Source organism: Catalinimonas alkaloidigena, from assembly GCF_029504655.1.
GTDB lineage: Bacteria > Bacteroidota > Bacteroidia > Cytophagales > Cyclobacteriaceae > Catalinimonas > Catalinimonas alkaloidigena.
Window position 1 is genome coordinate 4,035,184 of record NZ_JAQFIL010000001.1, and the last position, 18,011, is coordinate 4,053,194.

11 protein-coding genes are annotated in these 18,011 nt (G+C 42.8%); 3 read left to right on the forward strand and 8 right to left on the reverse strand.

What is annotated here, in order from left to right:
* Position 1 precedes the first annotated feature (1 nt).
* From OKW21_RS16425 to OKW21_RS16460, 8 genes are all read right to left on the reverse strand, one after another.
* Entirely contained in the window at positions 2-235 is a 234-nt protein-coding gene (locus OKW21_RS16425) for a hypothetical protein (RefSeq protein WP_277481094.1), read from the reverse strand.
* Positions 236-342: 107 nt separating this feature from the next.
* Positions 343-1,977, reverse strand: a complete 1,635-nt coding sequence (locus tag OKW21_RS16430; RefSeq protein ID WP_277481095.1) for an FAD-binding oxidoreductase — start codon at positions 1,975-1,977, stop codon at positions 343-345.
* A 30-nt stretch (positions 1,978-2,007) separates the two neighbouring features.
* Positions 2,008-2,355: a hypothetical protein gene (locus tag OKW21_RS16435; protein WP_277481096.1), complete on the reverse strand. Its 348-nt coding sequence runs from the start codon at positions 2,353-2,355 to the stop codon at positions 2,008-2,010.
* 103 nt (positions 2,356-2,458) lie between these two features.
* On the reverse strand, positions 2,459-4,177 hold the full coding sequence (locus OKW21_RS16440) for a right-handed parallel beta-helix repeat-containing protein (RefSeq protein WP_277481097.1): 1,719 nt from the start codon (positions 4,175-4,177) through the stop codon (positions 2,459-2,461).
* Between the two features lie 288 nt (positions 4,178-4,465).
* On the reverse strand, positions 4,466-6,403 hold the full coding sequence (locus OKW21_RS16445; RefSeq protein ID WP_277481098.1) for a helix-turn-helix domain-containing protein: 1,938 nt from the start codon (positions 6,401-6,403) through the stop codon (positions 4,466-4,468).
* 186 nt (positions 6,404-6,589) lie between these two features.
* The gene (locus OKW21_RS16450; RefSeq protein WP_277481099.1) at positions 6,590-9,196 is read right to left on the reverse strand and encodes a TonB-dependent receptor; all 2,607 of its coding nucleotides are present in this window, start codon (positions 9,194-9,196) and stop codon (positions 6,590-6,592) included.
* Positions 9,197-9,370: 174 nt separating this feature from the next.
* Positions 9,371-10,027, reverse strand: coding sequence for a response regulator transcription factor (locus OKW21_RS16455; RefSeq protein WP_277481101.1), 657 nt, complete (start codon positions 10,025-10,027; stop codon positions 9,371-9,373).
* Between the two features lie 106 nt (positions 10,028-10,133).
* Positions 10,134-13,316, reverse strand: coding sequence for a hybrid sensor histidine kinase/response regulator (locus OKW21_RS16460; RefSeq protein WP_277481102.1), 3,183 nt, complete (start codon positions 13,314-13,316; stop codon positions 10,134-10,136).
* 231 nt (positions 13,317-13,547) lie between these two features.
* Between OKW21_RS16460 and OKW21_RS16465 the strand changes: the two genes are divergently transcribed.
* The 3 genes from OKW21_RS16465 (at position 13,548) to argJ (ending at position 17,800) form a co-directional block, all read left to right on the forward strand.
* The gene (locus tag OKW21_RS16465) at positions 13,548-15,236 is read left to right on the forward strand and encodes a glutamine--tRNA ligase/YqeY domain fusion protein (protein ID WP_277481103.1); all 1,689 of its coding nucleotides are present in this window, start codon (positions 13,548-13,550) and stop codon (positions 15,234-15,236) included.
* 293 nt (positions 15,237-15,529) lie between these two features.
* Entirely contained in the window at positions 15,530-16,564 is a 1,035-nt protein-coding gene (gene argC / locus OKW21_RS16470; RefSeq protein ID WP_277481105.1) for an N-acetyl-gamma-glutamyl-phosphate reductase, read from the forward strand.
* Between the two features lie 24 nt (positions 16,565-16,588).
* Positions 16,589-17,800, forward strand: a complete 1,212-nt coding sequence (gene argJ / locus OKW21_RS16475) for a bifunctional glutamate N-acetyltransferase/amino-acid acetyltransferase ArgJ (RefSeq protein ID WP_277481108.1) — start codon at positions 16,589-16,591, stop codon at positions 17,798-17,800.
* Positions 17,801-18,011: the final 211 nt, after the last annotated feature.

Sequence of the window (18,011 nt, forward strand, 5' to 3'; positions counted from 1 at the left end):
TTTACTGACCTTCTTGAAAGCGCGTTGGGGGGGGCTGCGCCTCCTGCACAGCAGTATCTTCTACTTCCTGCTCAGCGTTCAATTGAGCTGTATCTGACTCTTGCGCCTGCCCAAAATAAGCTAAGGCTACTGGCTTGGCTTCGTATTTCTCTTGAGAAAATATTGAATTGACTAACATTAATCCCAATGCAACTATTGAAAATACCAATAGTATGTGTGTTGTTCCTGCTTTCATAATTTCATTTTTTTGTGCAAAAAATGTAGGTAGCACGGCTTGCACTTTTTGGTATGAATAAAATCCAAGTCGTGACTGACAGTAAATAAGATTTTAATGTCTTTTCCTTAGCCCATTAATAGTAAAAGGTTATCATCTGAAGCACAATGAGCGTTTATTTCAATGGGTTCAAACTGATATTTTTGTGAGAATTCGGTACTGAATGTACCCTCAGGAATAAGTCCTAAATCAGCAATAGCAGTCCTCCAATCCGTAAGCGATGAACCAAAAATATTAGGGATTTGAAGTGCATATCCTGGTGGTGTAAGCTGCCCCCAGTGAAACACTGCCCCGTATTGTGTTCCCAGTGCCAGTGCATTAAGGATGCCTATATCATTTCCAGGGAACCCTTTAAAAAAGGTACACTCAACACTCACTGTTACGGACCAGCGTTGCATAGCCATTGTTGCCCTGGATTGTCCCATAAACCTCAGTGAAATATAGCCGGTTTTACGCCCGGGTGAATTATTCCACGTATTCTTAAGCTCATCAATAAATTTGAGATAGTTTGGGTTATTCGCATCAAAGAAAAATTCTATGGAGTCAACACGCCATTGGTCTTTCCACATGGCCTCCATCTGTGCCTGATAATTTGGATAAGGATCAGGCCTTCCTGCGGATGCATAATAACTACGATCGCGCACAAGCCGTGGATAGCGTTGCTGTCCAAAAGTGCTTCTTACGAGATCAAGATAGACATGATGAGGAAATAAACCTAGGTTAGTTTTTAACCATCCTATCCAATGTGCATCCCTTGCAAAAGTAGTAGGTTTGCTGGGTGGATTATCTATCCTAGAAGATGATTGCGTGGCCCACCGTTTGGTTACATAGGCCGCTTCAACACCATTGGGATCAATATCAACTTGAAGGTAATGGAGTGGATTTGGAGATCCGAGAGGAGAACGCTGCCCAGCCAACGCGTTATCAAATCCATTTAAGCTGGCCATGAGCAATGTATGCCGCATTACTTCAAGTTTACCACCTACCTGGCCCTGCCAAAGTGCATTATACCGCCATTCCTCCAGGTAATATGCTTCTTCTACTTCCAACACATAGGAATACACAATGCCACAGCGTCCCATAGAAACTAAAGCAGCATTAAAAACTGCATTTTCGCGAATAATCTTAACCCCACCAAACCATTCAGGTATGGTGAGGGTGTTACCAGTAGTCAGATGCTCACCTTCTGGCTCCAGCCAGAATTCCTGTCCACCTCGGCTCACCAGGTGAATTGCCCGTACTGCGTCGGCGAGCGGGGGGCGGTCAAAATCCCCCCCATGTGTTCCGGTTGAAATAGCCCCTGCCAGGCTTTGTCCCTGGCTTCCGCCCAATGAATGCAAAGCTCTGCCCTGTGCCCAAAGCCTTTCGTTCAACGCATGCAGCTTGATGCCTGCTTCTACATGCACATACCTGCTTGCATCCAGGCCAGGGCGTACCAGATTATTCATATTGGTAGGTAATTGACGGTTCAGTTGTTCCAAATCCACCCAGAAATCCTCCGGCTTAGCTGCACCGGTAAACGACCAGCTTGATCCAACAGCTTTGATCTGTGCTTCCCTTTGCTCTGCGTAAAGAACAGAGGCAACCAAATCAGAAAGTGATGTAGGTACTATCCGCCTCCCCCCAGCGCTTTGGTTCATTCTCCAATTGATCCAAGGTATGGGGGCTGCTTGAATTTCATCAATATTTACTTCACGTATCATAATAATATACTATTTTGAGCCAAAAAAAGATTAATCTAACATGCTTTCTTCATTTTCCCCTACCGGTTCCCTTGAGGATGAATACAAAAAGAAATACTTGTTTTCATCATCATAATGAATACCTATTGGACGCTCATTTCTGAGTAAATCTATGCACCATCCATATTTTGATGATGGAAGCTGAATATGAAACCAGAGTTTTCCATTTGGGCGTTTTTCAACACTATTTTCAGGTACTTTCTCTCCCTCATCCCGGAAATTTGCCCAAATGAGTTTGTTGTCATCCTGCGACCAAAGTTTAATCAGTGCTGACCTTGAGATTTTATCCTGGCTAAAAATCAAGGATTGATAGGTCACTATATTTATGTAATATTTCATGATTATATTATTTAAGAGTGTTGAATATTTAGAATTAATTAAAATAATCTTGTACAATACTTATTGTGAAATAATGCGATCACCAGATCATTATATTTTCTAACTATAGCGAATAAGCATGGTGCGCCATTAACCATTGGCTTAACGGTTTCCAAACCTCTTCAGGAGCGTTTTTAGCCATAAATACATCCGCATGCCCGTAGTCAAATGCACGCTGTGAATCTGGTTTAAAATCAGCAGTATAATCGGTAATATCAGTACTGGCAGTAAGGCTGCTGGTAAAAATTCCAAAGTCACCGAATCCTCCTCCTGCTCCCAGGTAAAGGATAGGTACACTTATCTGATCCAGATAATCATCAATGCTCACCTCCTCTTCATCACACTGACAAGCTCTAAACTCATAGACTGTCCGTATGGGCATATAAGGGGCAAGTGTAGTGAGCAAATTAAACCAGCGAGAGTTTTCAGTATAGGCCAAACCCAGAGGCACTCCATTTTCATCAAATTCACCAGCAACAAAGTGCCATAAAGGGGCAGGAACCAGATTAGGCAGGGCACCAACCGCAATAGCTACCTGGGAATTGGTAAGATCAGGAATTGGAAAAGGTAAGGGAAAATCATCATTAGGAGCATTAACCGCCAGGTTTCCGATAGGTGCGAGATCAATACCCTGGGTTAAATTATAAGTACCACCTTCTAGCGTAGCTTTAAATCCAGCAGCCTGCTCACATACCAGAGATCTAAGGTCTGAAGCGGTAGGATCACTCTCATCGTATTTCATGCCTGCTTCCACAGGTATTAGTCCTTTAATATTACGACAGAGGGGATGTTGCTGTGTTTCAATGCCTGCTGCCGTGTAAGCTACGGGTACGCCATAGCTAAAACCTAATACATTCAGGCGACCGAAGCCCTGGCCAGTCAGCCCTCTGATCAGGCGAGCAATTGACAGAGCTGATAAGGTATGTTCCGCATCTTTTTCAACTCCCCAGTTTTCCATGAAGCTAAAATCAGAAGTTTCTTCAGGTACCATGGTCCAGGCCAGGTCAATTCCCCACACATCTATGCCCTTTGATGCCAGATAATAGGGTGAAGAAGTTTGGGCATTTATATTATTAAAGGCTCCGGCAGTCAGAAATATATCATCAAAATCCTGGGACCCTCCATGTATCATAAATACTTCACTTTTGGTTCTTGCCGGACGATAATCTCTTTTTTCTTTGACCACTCTATGGATGCGTACTTTATCGTATTCACCATTTCCAAGACGAATCTCAAACTTGTAGTGGGCAATATTTCCCCCCAAAGACGCTCTTTTTATCTTACAGCGACGGTAATGCCTGGCGATCTGAGTTGAAGGCTTAAGGTTGGAAGGAAGGCTATTATCTGTAAAGTGCTGTAGTTCTACGTTTCTTATTTCTATTTCCCCTGCCAGCTTACCTAGTCGTATTCCAGCATCCTTATTTCCGGGATTTTCAAGAATGACCTTCTCACCCGCATTGCTTTCTATCCCGATCAGTTTGATTTTAGCTTTGTCAATGGTTAATACCTCTTTATAGACACCTGCTTCAACAAATATAGTTTCACCAGGTTTTGCAGCATTAATGGCCTCTTGAATAGAGTTTCCCTGTTCCACAATGATGCTATTTTCATAAATCATTGCATCAAGACGTTCCTGCCATTCCTCCACCCCCTGGTAGTTTTCAGCTTCCTTGATAGCTAGTTCCTCCTGTACCGGATCAGTACAACATATGCACAATATCAGAATGACATAGAAATAAGACTTACTCAGTAGTTGAATTGATAATGAAGTTAAGTTTTTCATGATTGAATCGTTTATCAGGCAGCAATGATCAGACAGACCAAAGCATTTATTTTTCATAAACTTCAGTCATTGATTTCCACCTTATTTTACAAAATTGTATGGAAAAGGAAGGGCCTATCACTTTTACAAACTTTGAATAAAGTTGTGACAAAAAAATGCATAAGACTTAGTACCTATGTTGCGAATGTGTACAAGTTTTCGCGTACATATGTTGTATTGTGCATGTATGTAACCTTAGACAAAATATAACTGCTACACTACAGCATCAGTCAGAAAAATAGTAGGGGTTTATAGTTCAGCTATTGGCGGATGGTTGACAGGGAGGTTCATTTTCTCCAGTAAACTTTGATAACGTTCTTCTGGCCGAAGAATGTCAAAAATGGGATCTACTCCTATGTAAGGCATATTAGAATCGTGCGCTTCATAGGCTTTCTCCAACCATTTTAAGGCTTCCACTTTGTTTCCGGCACGTGTATAAAGTGTAGCAATTCGCCAGGGAGTGACATAAGTTGATTCAGAACGTTCAATCAAGTACTCCGCCAGCTTTTCCAGTGCCCGATGGTAGCCTCCTTCTTCAGCGCCTTTTTCTAATGCTCTCATAGCTCCCTGATCCGCACGCTTGGCATAAGACACCTTCCAGACCTCCAGAGCCTCCTGGTACATACTTTTCATATGGTAGCTGGTTCTGAGGGTAGATAGTGCTACCAAGTGATTGACATCTTTTTTCAGATCTTCACCAAAGAGCGCAATGGCTTTGTCATATTGTCGGGTAAAGTTAAGGTCCATTCCGTACAAAGCACGGTATAAGTCATTGAATGGGTCAAGCTCCATCGCCAGTGCTATCTGTTCCATTGCTTCCTCTGGTTTATTCAGTATGATGAGCACATGAGAAAGGTATGCCCTGGCAGCTGAATAATTTGGGTTCAAAGCTATTGCTTTTCTAAGTGATTTTTCGGCTTCTTCATAATCCCAACCCACCCAACAGCCAGAGCCTCCCAGTATATAATGTACTTCGGCCAGTGTGCTATCCAGTTTCAATGCTTTCCGGGCTGCTGTCTGCAAACTTATAATACCTTTTTCATAAGGAACAAGTCCCTGTTGTAAGCGCCCTATCCAAACCAGACAAACTCCCGCGTATGCCAAAGCATTTTCTGGGTCTAAGGTTTTGGCCAATTCAAAATACTGCAGAGAGGTATTGAGATCTTCTTCAGTTAACCTATCCCAATAAAACACACCTTTAAGATAGGCCCTGTAAGCATCAGGATTTACCTTCGGAGCAACATCAAGCAGTAATTCTTCTTCAGGAGTTAATGTCACTTGTATTTCACGGGCAATGTTTTTAACCACATCATTTTGTAAGGCAATGATCCCGCTTATTTCCTGTTGATAATCCTGTGCCCATAAATGTTGTTCCTCGGGAAAAGCTTCAATCAATTGTAACTGTATGCGTATCTGATTTCCTGTACCCATTACAGAACCTTCCACAATAGCATCTACGCCTAGTTCTCGTGCGATATCCTGCAACAGCATATTACTTTCCTGATAGCGCAGCGTAGAAGTCCTGGATATCACCCTTAAAGCAGAAATCTGACCTAAAGAGCCAATTAGCGCATCGTGGAACCCGTTAACAAAATACTCCTGATCTTCCTCTCCTGTAAAATTGTGTAATGGTAATACTGCAATTGACTTCTGCGAAGGTACTGTCTGGTAGTAGAAGTAGATAAACGTACTAACAAGAACAAGTAATAATAAGATAAGAAAGATCACTCTGTATCTCTTCGTCTGCCGTACTTTACCAACCTCCGGATGAAGAAAAGGCTTGGTGTGTGTGATATGCTTATGTGTATCAGAAAGAGAAGGATTTAAGCTTTTACTCTCATATTTTCTGTTTTTGATCTCTCCGGGAGCGTATCCATAGTGCTTGCGAAAGCAACGGTGGAAATAGGTAGGGCTGTTAAAACCTACCCGATAAGCAATTTCTGATGCAGTACCTGCATCCTGCTGAAGCAGCTTGATTGCTTCATTCAGTCTTACTTCTCTTATAAATCGACTTACAGACTTCCCTCTGAGTAATTTAAGCTTACGGTGCAGATGAGAACGGCTGATGCCTACCTGGGCAGATAAGTCTTGCACCCCAAATTGCTCATTATTCAGATTTTGAAGAACAACATCAGTAAGCTTTTCTAGAAAGGCGTGATCTAACGAAGATTCTTCAGGTGAAGTCATGCTATTGATATTTATACCCTCATAGAATGTACTAAAAATTGTGCTTTCTTGCACCCTATATTCAGAAAACCGCTTATTTCTTTCTGTTGAATAAGCTTATTCCATGATGGCTTATACCTCAGAGATTAATTATGTTAACATAAGATATATGGTTATTAGCCTGAATAAAGGCTAAAATTTACCAAATTACAGCAACCGGCTACTTAACTGTATGCCAAATAAGCGGGGAGGTCCGGCAATGAAGGTAGGAATACCAAAGGCCTCTCCGGTGTTTCCCGCATCTATCAGATATTCTTCATTCAGTGCGTTATTGATGTAAAAAGCTACTTCATAAATGCCTCTCCAAAGCTTCATGCCTGTTCTGACATTAAGCAGTCCGTAGCCATCCTGTGCAATATTGGGCTGATTCTCCTCTTCAAAGTATACTTTAGATTTGTAATTATAGGTTGGCCGGAAAAACACCCTGCCCCAACTTGCCACCGGCATTTCAAAATTGAGCCCTAATGAGCCGGAATGCTTGGGCGTTAAACGAAACGTATTATCTGCCAGCGACTGTTCATTGCCCTCAGAGTCAGTATCATCAAAGCGGGCATGGATAAAAGCATAATTGGCAAACACCTGTAGTGGACGTGCCAACACATACTGCATGGCGGTTTCAAATCCCAGCGCAGTAGCATTACCCACATCCCGTGTCTCAAACACAAGCCCCTGATCCTCTGTAAGTCGGGCTACCTGCGTCTGGAAATCACTATAGTCGTAATAGTAAGCGTTAAGGTCCCACTGTAGCCGGTTGTCTCTGCTAAGCAGTTTTGTTCCCACTTCATAGCTCCACACGATTTCATCATTGAGCACACTTACATCAGTGCCCAGCACCTGTATGACATTCGGCCTCCTCCCCCGGGCAATACTGGCAAAGACATTCAATGATTCGGATACTTCATAATCTAAGGCCAAACGCCCTACTGCGGAAAGGTAGGATTCGGAATGAGATACGCGTCCGTTAGTAGGAGGAAAGATGTTATTGGGAAAATTGCCCAGTACAAATCCTAGTAGACCCAGAGAGTCAGCATCCTGACTTTCAATAGCTCCGGTAATATGTTCAAAGGTACCTCTTACGCCTAGTGTTACATCCAGCGCATCTGTTAGCTCATAAGTACCATCGGCAAAAATCTCAAAGGCATAATTCTTTCCGTAATTGGTTTGCCCCTCCCGATGAAAAGACTTCAGGGGTAAGCCGGCTAAGGGTCCCAAAAACTGTGGTAAATCAGGTAAATTGGGAATCAGATTAGGCGTACCATCAGGATTTACAAGCGGCTCAAGTGGCACAGCGGCCAAAAGCTGCTCTTTTTCGGCCTGAGAAAAGGCTGGATTATTCGTGATACTTCCCCTTACAAAAGGGTTAAGCAAAGCAAACAAGCTTCGTTCATCGGTTTCAACAGGAGTAGACTGTGAGCCATCTTCCCAAAAAAAGTTGACTCCCCCAAAGCCTGAAAAACCCTGCAGGTTGTTATAGTTGAACCTTACTTCCTGACTGAACTGCTTGCCTATTGCTTCTTCGGCAATCCATAAAGCGGGAGCCACTGTTCCATCGGCATCAAAAGCCTCATATGAATCAAAAGCTCTATAAGCCGTAATGGAAGTCAGATCCCACATATTGGTCAGCGAACGGTTTACCAGCAAAGTGGCTCCCCAAACCGTACGGTCAACGCCCAGTTCCTCTCCTCTTTCCAGTTCTGCAAAAGTGAAAGGGCTGGTATCTCCGCCAGCGGGGGCATAAGTACCGCTCTTGAATGAAGTTCCGGGAGGAGTATCCAGTTGGTAATTGAAGATGAAATCTACCACCGTTTTTCGGTCAGGCAGGTAGCGCCAGGCAGTACGAAAGGCTTTGGTCTCTTTACCATTCAGTTTACCTCCAGCATGATTATCAATGAAACCCTCTCTTTCATTGAAAATTCCCGCTACTCTGGCAAAGAGTTTATTTTCTACAATGGGTAAATTGAGATGTCCGGTAAGTAAGTACTGACCATAATTTCCGAAGCCGGCTTTCAACTCAGCAGTCGTTTGGTTCTGTGCTTTTTGCTGTATCAGATGGATGGCTCCTATCTGAGCTCCTCGTCCGAAGAGTGTTCCCTGCGGCCCTTTCAATACCTCTACCCTCTCCATATCGTACAGCTCAACGACCGATCCACGGGATTTACTGATAGAAACACCATCCTGGAAAACCGATACCCGGGGCTCAATACGGGCATCGCCATTATCACTGGTGATGCCTCGCACTACAAAGCCAGGATTATTTACGCTCTGAATCTGCACTTGTAAACCGGGAACATAATCTGAGAGGGCATCAAACTCAAATATATTGGTTTCCTGCAAAAATGAACCGTCATAGGTGGTGATAGCTATTGGCACATCCTGTACCAGTTGTGTTCTCTTCTGTGCAGTTACGATCAGCCCATCCAGCGCCAGGATATCCTCTTCCAGCCGAATGGAAAGTACTTCTTTCTCCCCGGCATTCAGAGCCAGGGTTTCGTTGTAGGTTTTATAGCCTACAAAGCTCACCATCATTTCATATACCCCTTCCGGAATATTGTTGATTACAAACCGACCTTCCAGGTCACTGATACTTCCATACGTACTACCAAGAAGTGTAATATTGGCACCGGGAACCGGTGCACCATCACTTGCCTGTACAATGCTCCCTTCTATGTTTGCCAAATTGTTTTGTGCAAACAATGGGCTTGCATTCAGGCAAAACACAACCCAAAACAGACAAGCCGGGGACAGTGTTTTCATGCTCAAGATGGTACTCACGTAAAAAATATTCCATTTCATATTACTGAAGATAGACATAGGAGTAGCAGATTGCAACAAAAAAAGCTACCTCCTCATGCAGGAAGCAGCTATTTATATTCATCCTTAACCAGTACTAAAGTTAAGGGCTTATAATCAAAAGGGTCAAAGGAGAGATCAGACCAGTTCCATCCGATTTTCCATCACTACACGCGCAAGTTCCATAAAGCTCCTGGCACCAGTTTTTTTCAGGATGCGAGAGCGGTGATTTTCGGCAGTCCGCTTACTTATTCCATAGAGGTCGGCGATATCATGGTTACTTTTGCCTTCAACTACAGCACTCAGAATCTCTTTTTCTCTACGGGTAAGCTGGTTAATCTTGTCAATCAGGCCTCCTTTGGGGGGCTCAGGTGTCCAGTCACCAATCAGCGTTTCAATGATTTTAGGGCTGTAGTATTTTTTTCCATTGGCCACATCTTCTATTCCACGCATTAATTCTTCGCCCGAGGCATCCTTAGGTAAAAACCCTTTGGCACCCAGCTTGATTGACTGCTGGATATTTGAAGGATTGGCATACATTGAAAGGATAAGAAATTTGATCTCGGGCCGGTCTTTGTAGGAAGCACGTAAAAGTTCCAAACCATCTCCTTCACCGAGAGAGAGATCCAAAATACAAACATCTACCTTCTGTTTACTCAATACTTGCTCGGCTTCTTCCAGGGATGAAACTTTACCTACGATTGAGTACTCTTCACGTCCGTCTAACATAAATCCAATCAGGTCACGGATCATCTGATGGTCATCTACAATGAGTATTTTACATTCATTTTTCATAGTCTTTTGGGCAGGGGTAAATATGTAATTAGAGAATAATTATACCTACGTATCAAAACGAAATTTAGGATTTTTTTTACTTAATACAAGATATATATGGCTTTATTCATTTTTGGGCAAAGTTATTATTTTTCCATTTCTGTATTATTTCTTTAAAGTAGCCATCCAGTTTTTTGACAAGATCTTTTTTTTCTGAAGTTTTTTTGGGAAGATCAGCCATGGACTCCAGAAAGTCCAAAAAGCTAGCCTCATGCATAATTTTTAGCGCACTGCTCAACTTATGAACCATCTGCAAGTACAATCTGTAATTTTGCCGAAGAACACTTTGCGAGAGCTGTTCCTTAATCATCAGCAATTCACTTTCCATATTTTTCACAATGCTCTGATAGTGAGCAGGTTGATGCTCACGAAGAAACGCGAGTACATCCTTGCTTCTAAAAGTATTGTCACCTTCCAGGCTCCGACTGATATTATGTAGCTCCTTTTCGTTAGGGGTTAAATACTTACGTAACACGTAAAAGAACTTATCAAAATTAATCGGCTTTTGTATGTAATCGTTGAAGCATCTCTGCCCTTTGTTGTCTAAACTATAAGCTGAAATAGCGATAAATGGAATATTATGATAGTATGAATTTATTTTTTTCAGTTTAACGACCACATCTTCACCACTACCGTCAGGAAGTCTGAAATCTGTCAGTACAAGATCATATTTTTGTTTAGTAGCCATCTCCACAGCTTCCTTGACGTTCGCTGCCAATTCAAGGTTAAGATTCCACATCTTTACATAACCTTTAAGGAGTAACTGGTTATAGACAGCATCTTCTACATACAGGACTTTTTTATCAGAAAGCTGTAAATGCTTATGCAATTCATCACTCTTTTCTCTCTGACTATTACTCTGAACCTTATAAAAGGGTAAGGTAAAGATAAATCTGGTACCCTTACCAAACTCACTTTCCACACGAATGTTTCCCGACATCAGGTTAACCAGTTCTCTTACGATATATAGCCCCAGGCCTGTACCTCCCTTCTGCTGATTGATCAGGAGGTCGTCCTGCTCAAAAGCGTCAAATATTTTCTCCAGATTTTTTGAGAGAATGCCTACTCCGCTGTCTGAAACTACAAATTGCAGCAGATAGTGATCTGCCATCTGCTTTAACTGTTTTACCTCCAGGGTTACACACCCGCGATAAGTATATTTAACCGCATTGCTGATCAGGTTAAAGATAATCTGATTAAAACGAGTGGGATCTCCTAGCACCTCTTCCGGAATATCGTCATCTACCTTTACTTCCAGCGTGGTTTCTTTATCGGCTAGCTGAGGACGAAAAAGATCTTCGGTTTGTCTCAGTTGCTCAGTAATACTGAAAGGCATTTCTTCCAGGCTTATTTTTCCATACTGAAGCTTAGCGGTATCCAGTAGGTCATTGATCAGGGAAAGCAGATGGCTGGCCGAAAAGTTAAGCGTTTTGATATGCTCCTGGCTTTTGTTCAGATCCGCTTGTTGAAGCAAGCGACTGATACCCACGATGGCATTAAGGGGGTTGCGGATTTCGTGACTGATGATTTGCAGAAAGCGATCTTTGGCCTGCTTGGAAACCTCTGCCTGCTCTTTGGCAAGAATAAGTTCTTTCTCCCTTTGCTTTACTTCAGTAATATCTTGTGTAGTACCAATGAGCTTGTCAGATTCGCCATCACCGCTGCGGGTATAAAACTTACCTGTACTCCTGAGCACTTTTTCTGTACCGGAACTTAGGCGCACGTGAAACTCTATGGAATGAGTTGGCTTGTGTTCAGGTAATGCAAGCACCTCATGTATAAAATTTTTTACTTTAGCTCTGTCTTCCTCTACTACCAACTGAGCAAGAGCCTCCATCAATCTCTTACCCCTGATTCTCTTGTCTATGCCATAGATGTTGTAAAGTTCATCTGAGAATATCAAATCTTTTTCCTCTATGTTCCAAGTCCAGCTTCCAACTTTGGCAATATGCTGAGCAAAATTAAGTATCCTATCCTGCTGCAGGAGTTTCTGCTCCACTACTTTGCGATTATGGATGCTACTGATCGCCCCTACCATGAAATCTATCTCTTTTTGCTCATTCATGATCACTGTACCTTTAGCCTCATACCAGCGATATTCGCCGGTTTCTGACAAAAGACGGAGTTCACGGCTAAAGTGTGGTATATTACCTTTCAAACAATCTTCAAGAATTTCAGAGATAGCTTCAATATCATCAGGATGAATAAGCATATCCCATTTCGCCTCCTCCAGATTTTTTCCAAGCACATCAAGCTTTTCTAGTATCCATCTGTACTTGGAAGAAATATAGGTATCATCGTTGGCTTTATTCCAGTACCAGATTCCGTCATTTGTATTCTCCGCCGTAAGTCTGTAACGCTCTTCGCTTGCTTTCAGGCGGGCTTCGGATTCTTTTCTTCGGCTGATATCCTGAATTGTTCCAATGATCTTCTGGATAAAACCTTCATCATCCTGTTCCAGCCGGATGATAGATAACAGGTGTTTCTCAGTGCCATCTTTAGTCTTAATTCTATGCTCAAAGCTCCCTCCCTTTTTTCTTTCCAACATTTTTCTTATAGAGTTCTTCACGTCAGTCCGATCATCAGGGTGGATATACTGAAGATAAGAGGTGACGAATGAATCCTTTTCTTCCTGGCTTTTTACACCTACGATCTGACAGAATGTCTGGGAGTAATGACTTTTAAAACTTTCTCCATCAATGCTGATGGTATAGCTTCCCAGCTGTGCAATCTGCTGGGCCTCTGCCAGCCTTTGTTCACTTTCAAGTAGTTGTTGTTGCGTCAGCTTGATAGAGGTGATATCTATGATACGAATGAAGATAAGCGTATTTTCCAGTAATCTGATCTTTTTACAGACCATATGCCCCCAGCGTTGATTTCTGCGCGAGGTGGTAAACTCAATTTCCATAGATACTTCAGGGTAGTCTTTCAGTGCTGAGCCCAACTCCTTCAAAATTTCAAAAAAAACAGGGCGATCCTGAAATAAATCGTCCAGGTAAGTGGCTAAATTTTCTTTGGTATCTAATTCTAATAAAGCGAGCGCAGCCTGGTTACAGCCTTCCAGAAACAGGGTTTCATGGTTGATAAGCAATATAGCATCAGGAGAAAGATTGATAACCTGATCAGCATAGAGTTTTAGCACTTCACTATTATCATAAGGTCTGTGCTCCTGACTCTCATTTGCTTTCAGGAACAAATCTACCAGCGCTTCTTTATCCAAACGCTCCAGGTATGCGCGCGTATATGCCATAAGTACTCTCTGAGTTCTTTATAAAGTTAACATTTAATCCCAAGGAATATTTTTCATTTTAAAAGTCAAAGCGTTTTACATGGGCTGGCTTACATCTTTAATATTGCAGAAAACATTTCCTGCAATTGAACATATATTGTAATTTGTTCTTTTCACCACAAAAAAAATTTAAAATCTCTTTACATTCTGTGTGCTGTCGGGCAATTTTGACAACTCATTAATGATAACATTATGAATAAGCAAGAAGAGCGTACTTCACTTAATTTTTTAGAAGCGATAATAGAAGAAGATATTTCTAAAGGAAAAAACAATGGCGTAGTACATACCCGCTTTCCTCCGGAGCCTAACGGTTATTTACACCTGGGCCATGCCAAATCCATCTGCCTGAACTTTGGTTTAGCTGAACAATATGGCGGTAAGACCAATCTCCGTTTTGATGACACCAATCCCGTTACTGAGAGTATTGAGTACATCAATTCCATCAAAGAGGATGTACACTGGCTGGGCTTTGACTGGGAAGGCCGGGAATACTACGCTTCAGACTACTTTCCCCAACTCTATGAATGGGCAGTAAAGCTTATTAAGGAAGGTAAAGCTTATGTAGATGATTCTCCCGTTGAGGAGATTCGCCGTATGCGCGGTACCCCTACTGAGCCGGGAGAAGAGAGTCCTTTTCGCAACCGTCCGGTGGAAGAAAGTCTGGACCTTTTTGAAAGAATGAAGAGCGGGGAATTCCCCGAAGGTTCTCGGGTACTGCGGGCAAAAATTGACATGACATCACCCAATATGCAATTGCGCGACCCGGTAATGTACCGCATCTTAAACAAGGAGCATCATCGTACCGGAGATAGCTGGAAAATTTACCCCAACTACGACTGGGCTCACGGGCAAAGTGATGCATTAGAAGGCATCACACACTCTATTTGTACATTGGAGTTTGAAATACATCGCCCGCTCTACGACTGGTTTCTTGAGCAGATTGGTGATTTCAACCCACAGCCCCGGCAAATTGAATTTGCCAGGCTCAACCTCAGCTATACAGTTATGAGTAAACGTAAGCTGCTGGAGTTAGTCAATGGTAATTATGTAAATGGCTGGGATGATCCCCGCATGCCTACCATCAAAGGGATTCGTCGCCGTGGCTACACACCGGAAAGCCTGCGCAACTTTGCTGAACGTGTAGGCGTAGCAAAGCGGGATAATGTAATTGATTTGAGCCTACTGGAGTTTTGCATACGCGAAGACCTTAACAAAAAGGCGCCCCGGGTGATGGGAGTACTCAACCCTGTCAAACTCATCATCACCAATTATCCGGAAGGCAAAACTGAAGAACTGGAAGTAGAAAATAATCCTGAAGATCCGGATGGTGGCAATAGAATCGTTCCATTTTCCAGAGAACTGTATATTGAACAGGATGACTTCATGGAAGAGCCACCCAAGAAGTTTTTCCGCTTGGGGCCGGGAAGAGAGGTAAGGCTAAAAGGCGCTTACATCATCAAATGTGAGGACTTTAAGAAAAACCCAGAGACCGGTGAGCTTGAGGAAATCTACTGTACCTATGATCCTGAAACCAAAAGCGGTGAAGATACCAGCGGCAAAAAGGTAAAAGGAACCATGCACTGGGTTTCGGCTCCTCATGCCATTTCCGTAGAAGTAAGGGTGTACGACAGGCTCTTCAGTGATCCTGATCCCAATGGGCATAAAGACAAAGACTTCAAAGAGTTCTTGAACCCTGACTCTTTACAGATTATTGAAAGCGCTTTTGTAGAACCCAGCCTGAAAGCAGCAAAGCCGCTAGAGCCTTTTCAGTTTATGCGCAAAGGTTACTATACGCTTGATCCGGATTCTACATCAGATCAACTGATATTTAACCAAACCGTCACCTTACGTGACACCTGGGCAAAAATTCAGAAGAAATAAAAATGAACTTTACAGGGAGCAGCAGCTCCCTTTTTTTTGATCCGCTCCTTTTATTCAGGTAGCGTTTGACCATGCCTGATCAAAAGGTAAGTCTGCTTACTTAATAATTTTTAGTATTTTTGCAATCTACCTTTTGTTATAAGAACAGATAAGACAGGCATCGCTAAGGATTTTTGTATATTAATCACAAGGCATCAAAAAAAACTATTCACCCGACAGTTTCATTTTTAGCTGGTTACAAAATTGATTTTTTTAAACAATAGCAATCGCTATTTCATTTAATTTTCAAACTCATGAATAAACTAAAGATAGGAATTATAGGAGCTACAGGATACACGGGCTCCGAGCTTATCCGTATTTTATATGGGCATCCTCAGGCAGACATCAAATTACTGACTTCTGAAAGTAAAAGCGGGCAAAAAATTTCAGAAATTTACCCTGCGCTTCTTGATGTGGTAGACCATGTACTTCAGCCTATGGCAGAAGTAAAAAATCATGAACTGGATGTAGTTTTTTTGGCGCTACCCCACGGCGCAGCTATGAATTTTGTCAAAGACCATTCAGATGCTCCTTTCAAGATCATAGACCTTTCCGGCGATTTCAGACTGAGCAATGTCGAGGTGTATGAAGAGTGGTATGGAATGGACCATATTTTTCCTCAGGGCTTTGAAACGGCTGTCTATGGATTGCCTGAAATCAACCGGGAGCGCATTCGCGACGCCAAGCTGATTGCCAATCCCGGATGCTACCCTACCGCATCCATACTGGCTACTTACCCTTTAATGAAAAGTAAGCTGATCAATCCTGATACCATCATCATAGATGCCAAATCTGGTACCACGGGTGCAGGGGTAAAGCCCAAGTCTGCTACGCATTTTACCAATGTACATGATAACTTCAAGCCTTACGCAATCAAAACACACCGGCACAGCATTGAAATACAGGAAACATTAAGTGCTCCCGGCTTGGAGGCTACCGTACAATTTACGCCCCACCTGCTACCTATTGACCGGGGAATCATCGCAACAGCCTATACACAACCTGAAGGTGAAACAGATGAAAAAAGTGTACAACAAGCCTATGAAGCGGCTTATGCTGATGAGCCTTTCATACGCCTGCGCCAGCAGCCTCCTTCGGTAAAAGATGTGCGTAGCTCTAATTTTTGTGATATCTTTGCTACCTATGACGCGCGCACTAAGCGCATCATTACCGTAAGTGCTATTGATAATCTGGTAAAAGGAGCGTCAGGACAGGCAGTACATAATATGAATCTGATGTTTGGTCTCGCTGAAGATAGCGGACTCAGGCAAGTACCTATCAACCCATAAACAAGAACCAAATACGAAACTTACATGATTCGCAACATAACTAGTGTTAAAGGATTTAGCTGTTGGGGAGCCCATACAGGCGTTAAGTCCATGAGGCGAGATCTCGCTCTCATCTTTTCTGAAGTACCCGCCAGTGCTGCGGCTACTTTTACGCAAAATGAAGTAGTAGCTGAACCCATCAAAGTTTCCAAACGGCATATCGCCAACGGAAAGGCACAAGCTATCGTAATCAATGCAGGAAATGCCAACGCCTGCACCGGAGAACAGGGCCGGCAAGGAGCGGAAGCGATGGTAGAAACCATGGCTGAAGAACTGGGCATTGACAAAGAGCTTGTACTTGTGGCCTCCACCGGCTTAATTGGTAAAGAATTTCCCACAGATGAAATTGTAGAAGGCATACGTGAAAACGTAAAAAAACTTAGCAACAAATCAAATGCCGGGTCTTTTCTCGCCAATGCAATTCTTACTACAGACACTTTTGCTAAAGAGGGCTATATAGATTTTGAGATTGATGGCAAACAAGCCAATATGGCGGGCATTGCCAAAGGCTCGGGAATGATTCATCCTAATATGGCGACCATGCTGGCTTTTATCTGTACTGATGTCGCCGTTGCTCCGGAATTGTTACAAAAAATGGTAAGAAAGGCGGTCAGCACTTCTTTCAATATGATTACTGTGGATGGCGACACTTCTACCAATGATATGGTAGCAGTACTCGCCAATGGTTTGGCAGGGAATCAGGAGATCCAGTCCGAAGATGATCCCGGCTATAATGAGTTCATGCATCAGTTGGAAGAAATGATGAAGCACCTGGCGAAGCTGATTGTTTCTGACGGAGAAGGCGCTTCTAAGTTTATTGAATATACAGTGGTCAACGCTCCTGATGAACTCACGGCCCGTAAGCTGGTCCGTAATATTTCGGATTCAACGCTGGTCAAAGCCGCTATGTATGGCAGGGACCCTAACTGGGGCAGAGTGATTTGTGCAGCCGGTAATGCCGGAGTCCCTTTTAATTACAAGGATGTTGATCTCTACATTGGAGAAGAGAAAACGCTCGTTAAAGTGCTGGAAGATGGCAAGCCGCTGGAATTTGATCGCAACTATATGAAAAAAGTGCTTCGTGAATCTCATATACGTATCCAACTGGATATGAAAAACGGGGATGCACAGGCAGTAGGTTGGGGCGCCGACCTCACTACCGATTATGTGGTATTTAATTCGGTGTATACTACGTAAAGCCGAGAATAAGATATAACGAATCAAGGGAGTTTTTTACTCCCTTTTTTTTAGCCTCAATTTCACTCATAATCCCTCACATAATCAATCTTAAGATAATTGGGCCAGAACGTATTTTTATCCGGAGCTTCAGTTCAGGGGCCCTTGAGGAGCACCAAGCACATTTCTTCATCCGGGCAGGAGGATACTATATTCGCGCCCAGTCTGTGTA

What these genes read in the sequence shown, in the direction of transcription:
- OKW21_RS16425 (WP_277481094.1), bottom strand. Translation starts at nt 235, where the DNA reads ATGAAAGCAGGAACAACACACATACTATTGGTATTTTCAATAGTTGCA.
- OKW21_RS16430 (WP_277481095.1), bottom strand. Translation starts at nt 1,977, where the DNA reads ATGATACGTGAAGTAAATATTGATGAAATTCAAGCAGCCCCCATACCT.
- OKW21_RS16435 (WP_277481096.1), bottom strand. Translation starts at nt 2,355, where the DNA reads ATGAAATATTACATAAATATAGTGACCTATCAATCCTTGATTTTTAGC.
- OKW21_RS16440 (WP_277481097.1), bottom strand. Translation starts at nt 4,177, where the DNA reads ATGAAAAACTTAACTTCATTATCAATTCAACTACTGAGTAAGTCTTAT.
- OKW21_RS16445 (WP_277481098.1), bottom strand. Translation starts at nt 6,403, where the DNA reads ATGACTTCACCTGAAGAATCTTCGTTAGATCACGCCTTTCTAGAAAAG.
- OKW21_RS16450 (WP_277481099.1), bottom strand. Translation starts at nt 9,196, where the DNA reads ATGAAAACACTGTCCCCGGCTTGTCTGTTTTGGGTTGTGTTTTGCCTG.
- OKW21_RS16455 (WP_277481101.1), bottom strand. Translation starts at nt 10,027, where the DNA reads ATGAAAAATGAATGTAAAATACTCATTGTAGATGACCATCAGATGATC.
- OKW21_RS16460 (WP_277481102.1), bottom strand. Translation starts at nt 13,316, where the DNA reads ATGGCATATACGCGCGCATACCTGGAGCGTTTGGATAAAGAAGCGCTG.
- OKW21_RS16465 (WP_277481103.1), top strand. Translation starts at nt 13,548, where the DNA reads ATGAATAAGCAAGAAGAGCGTACTTCACTTAATTTTTTAGAAGCGATA.
- argC (WP_277481105.1), top strand. Translation starts at nt 15,530, where the DNA reads ATGAATAAACTAAAGATAGGAATTATAGGAGCTACAGGATACACGGGC.
- argJ (WP_277481108.1), top strand. Translation starts at nt 16,589, where the DNA reads ATGATTCGCAACATAACTAGTGTTAAAGGATTTAGCTGTTGGGGAGCC.